Below are 3969 nucleotides of genomic sequence, written 5' to 3'. Positions count from 1 at the left end.
TAGCGGCGATTCGTTTCGCTGTTGGAAATGAATCCTCCGTGCTGATCGACCAGAGCCGGCAGTTTTGATTCAAAGGTCGCGTACTCTTTCACCACCAAAGACAGGTGGGTGTTGTAAACGATTCGTCGATTGGTTCTTGCGTTCTCGCTTGATTGGTCTGCGTCCAATGATTCAGTGTCGGCCTCATCGATATCCGGACCGCGATTCGGAGCTTGTGCCAGCGAGAAGGACGCAGGTTGTTCCTGGACGGCTTGCTCGCTCATGACGTCGAGCTTGGTAGAGAATTGATTGGACTGTGGCCCGCATCCCGTGATCAACAGCAGGACGACGAGAATACCGTTGCGAAAGTTTCGGTGGTTCATCAACTTTGGTTCTGCGTCGGTGGAATGTATGTCGCTAAATGATCAATTCGACTGAATCGGTAGTGGACGAGGCAATGAGTCCCGAGCTGAAGGATTCGTGGCCTCATCCACGACCGCGGGTTGTGTTCACCCGATGGTTACGGTGTTGGGATGTCGTTGAGGATGAAGTCGACTGCGTCCTGTGCGACTGAGGTAGGAGATTCGTAGATCAATTCCGATCCAGGCGGAGGTGATCCCGCAGCGCCGAAGTCAAACAAATACCCAATGCCAACTCCTGAGTCGGTTTGGCGGAAGACTTCATAACCCAGGTGATCCATCCGAGTTTTATCTTCCAGCAACACGTACGCTTCGTTCTCGAAAATCCATTGGCGGTGACTTTCAAGCGAACGACCGGCGGAATCGAGTTCAACGCCCACACGTATCTCGCGAAGCGGGTCGGCATCGCGAATGGCTTCGATGGAAACGGTCATTTGATCTTCGGTTTGAGATGCGGCAGGAGCGTTCAAATCCAAAGCAAACTTTTCGCGGCGACCGGGAATCATCGCGGTCAGCGTTCCCGCAAGCCGTTCGATCCTTTCGGATGGGCGACTGGGCAATTGCATCGGCAAGAAGAACTCGCTCTGAGCCATCTCGCTGTTCGTTGCGATGTCGATCTTGTCGCCGCTCGATTGAGGCACCAACGTTTCGCCCGAATCAAGCTTTCCGTTGACGGCGCTGATGGGCAGCGTCAATCCGATCGGTGTTCGATTGGGTTGCCATTCAATCGTGAGGTTCAGATTCATGCTGCTGAGTTCTGGTGAACGCAAGACACGACGCGCGGTCACCACGGTGGGTTCGAGCCGGTAGATTCCAACGTAGGCGGCCGACTCGACTCGCGATGGACGGTTCTCGTCGCGAGCGATCAGCATCAGTGTTGTTCGGTCGCCTCCGTAGAAGTTGATGTCCAATTTGGCTTGATCCAAAACATGGTCGACCGCGTGCCAGAAGTTCAGCGGTGATCGCGGGGCTTGGATGGTTTGGGTGAGGTCGCCGGCCGCACCTGCAGAGTCAAGATCAAACTCAACCTCGCTGACGGTTGAGATTGCTTCCAAAGCCTCGCCAAGTGTCTTGGCATTCTGCAACCGAATCAGCTGAGTTTCGACGTGGGTTTCCGCCTTGCGTTTCGCCCATTCCGCTCGGACACGATTAAGACGCTCGCGAGCCTCGATCGACAGGTCGTCGAGAATTGCGGGGAGATAGTCGGATGCGTCCGGCCCCGCATCGATCAGCTTTTTCTCGGCCGCGCGTCGGGTTTGGGCTTCGTCAGCGTCCAGCTCCGCGATCCAAAGCGGGACTTCGAGCTCGAGCGTTTCCGCGGATTCTTGTGCGTGCGTGTGGGATGCGGTGAGTGCAGGCAGGAAAAACGCCAGCAAGGTCACCGCAATCGGGACAAGCCGTTGGTGCGCGACGTGAAAACGATGCATGTCAAGCTTTCGAGAAAAGTTTTGAACTGAATTTCAATCGATCGGCGTTACAACCGCGAGGGTACGAGGAACCTTCCGTGCAAAAAGGCCTTCGGTCCGTCCGCCACTTCAATCTTAACCTAGGGTTGAGTAGATCGCGTGGGTGTTGCGGGGCGCCGACGGTTCGGATGTGTTCCTGCGTTGTTCCTCGCCGTTGACTTCCATCATGTCGATGACTCTCACTTCCATTGCGAAAACGTCGAATGTCGTTCCTTCGGGCATGCCGCGTCGGCTTCTTTCGTTCGCCTCAGGCTTTCGAGTGGTTCAAACTCGCTTTGTACCATTGTTCGCTGCGATCCTGTTCGTCGGTCTAGCTGCCGAAGAGAGCATCGCCGACCCAGTAGCACCGGCTTCGCCCGAACGTTCTGAACACTTGGTGTCGTCGCAGTCCGTCACACCATCGATTCGACCAGGCTTGGTGGAATTCCGTGTCGGTAACAGCTGGCAAAGTGGTTTGCATCTGATCGAATCGGCGAGCGAATCGCTTGTGATCGGAAGAGACGGTTGGTTGCACACGATCAGTCGAACCGAAAAATCGGAGTCGATGCGTTCGATCGCTGGCCAGTTCAAACCAACCTCATCGGTCGAGCTGCGCAATCGGTTGCGAGCGGAATTCGGACGAGAGTTCGAAGTCGTTGCGACTCAGAACTTTTTGGTTGTTCAGCCGAAAGGTCGCGGCAGTCGCTGGCCCAAGATGTTCGAACAATGCCATCGTGCATTCGTGACTTACATGGAACGTCGAGGCGTGAAAGTTCGCCAAGGCCGGTTCCCGATGGTGGCGGTTGTTCTGCCGGACGCTCGAGCGATGTACGACGAGATCGCTCGATTAGGAATCGACGTTTCGCGAGTTGCCGGTTTGTATGCAAACAAATGCAATCGCGTGATGACACATGACGGCGGTGCCATCAGCATGATTGCCGCAACGGTTCGACACGAAGCCGCTCATCAATCCGCATTCAATTGTGGCGTGCACAGCCGAGTGAACGACACACCGAGTTGGGTCACCGAAGGCATCGGACAGATGTTCGAGCCCGATGCAATGAGTTCGGGACGATCCGGAACGCGTTTGATCGAACGCGTGAACAAAGACTCGGTGCGTCAACTTCGCGAAACGATCGACATGGAAGATCCAGCGGAAGTCGCTCGATGGGTGGACCGAATGATTCGAAGTGATGACTTGTTCCGCAATCCAACCACGATCCACACCGCTTACGCGCTAGCGTGGTCAATGATGTTTTATTTGGCCGAACGAGACACGGAAGCTTTCGCGGACATTCTGAACTTCACCGCCACGCGTCCTCCGTTTGAGACCTATCGATCGGGGCAACGGATGATCGATTTCGAACGAGTCGTCGGCACCGACGTGCGAGACTTCAGCAATCGACTGACTCGCTTTGTCGCGAGTCTGCCGTAGAGGCCTGCTGATTCAATGTGCCGTAACGCGTAAGCGGCGATTAATCGGATTCCAACCGGCAATAACGCAGGACTGTTCAATCTTTGGGTTTGCAGGTCGAGGACACGGTGCAACTTTTGTCACCTCTCCCTCAACTGAGGTCGTGCATCTTTGAAGTGCCGTGCTTGCAAGGTTGAAATCACCCTGCTGAACGCAGTTGGGGAGGGGAGTGCGCGCCTTTTCCCATGCTCGGCCCTCACCCTCGCTTACGCCTGAACGGCGTCGCTCGACCTAGTATATCGCTGTTGCTGAGTTTGGACTGTTTTTCAGTCGATTCGCTGTGACGACCATGGGGCAGTCGCGCTGCCGAAATGGTTGCTCGCTTGTAGATCGCTTTCGACCCTTTATTCGGCGTTCGCCAGTACGAGGGAGAGCTTGGTCGCAAGCGAGTTCTTGTACCCGAACGGTCGCCAGGTCGGCTTCTCAGCCAGACCGCATTTACTAAGCAGGGATTTCAAAGATGAATAGCGCAGCAGCAGCCATCAGCGTCAACGAAGCAACTCTTTCGAGAACCGGCTACCAGCGAGTCATTGGCGTCGACGTCGCCAAAGACAAACTCGACCTGTGTGACTCGCACGAGAAAATCACTGGTTCGATCAACAATGACTTCGATCACATCCACAAACGCTTGCTGGATCACGTTGATCCAGAA

The 3969-nt window shown here is 55.2% G+C and carries 2 protein-coding genes and 2 pseudogenes; 2 read left to right on the top strand and 2 right to left on the bottom strand.

The features are described 5' to 3' along the window. Both RE6C_RS10195 and RE6C_RS10190 read right to left on the bottom strand, forming a co-directional pair. Nucleotides 1-362, bottom strand: a pseudogene (locus tag RE6C_RS10195) (DUF4349 domain-containing protein); the annotation flags it as partial. Between the two features lie 137 nt (nt 363-499). Further along, nucleotides 500-1825 carry a hypothetical protein gene (locus tag RE6C_RS10190; protein ID WP_008656299.1) on the bottom strand — a complete coding sequence of 442 codons (1326 nt, stop codon included), beginning with the start codon at nt 1823-1825 and terminating at the stop codon, nt 500-502. Nucleotides 1826-1967: 142 nt separating this feature from the next. On the opposite strand from RE6C_RS10190, the gene RE6C_RS10185 reads away from it, so the two are divergent. Together RE6C_RS10185 and RE6C_RS30215 are read left to right on the top strand one after the other, a co-directional pair. Continuing rightward, the gene (locus tag RE6C_RS10185) at nt 1968-3278 is read left to right on the top strand and encodes a DUF1570 domain-containing protein (RefSeq protein WP_008656298.1); all 1311 of its coding nucleotides are present in this window, start codon (nt 1968-1970) and stop codon (nt 3276-3278) included. 499 nt (nt 3279-3777) lie between these two features. Next, nucleotides 3778-3969, top strand: a pseudogene (locus RE6C_RS30215) (IS110 family transposase); the annotation flags it as partial.

The sequence above is a fragment of the Rhodopirellula europaea 6C genome (assembly GCF_000338295.1).
GTDB classification, from domain to species: domain Bacteria; phylum Planctomycetota; class Planctomycetia; order Pirellulales; family Pirellulaceae; genus Rhodopirellula; species Rhodopirellula europaea.
The sequence above is the reverse complement of the archived record's forward strand: the minus strand, read 5'-3'. Positions and strand labels throughout refer to the sequence as shown.

Excerpts from the sequence above, each read along its gene's own strand:
- RE6C_RS10190 (WP_008656299.1), bottom strand. The coding sequence starts at position 1,825 with ATGCATCGTTTTCACGTCGCGCACCAACGGCTTGTCCCGATTGCGGTG.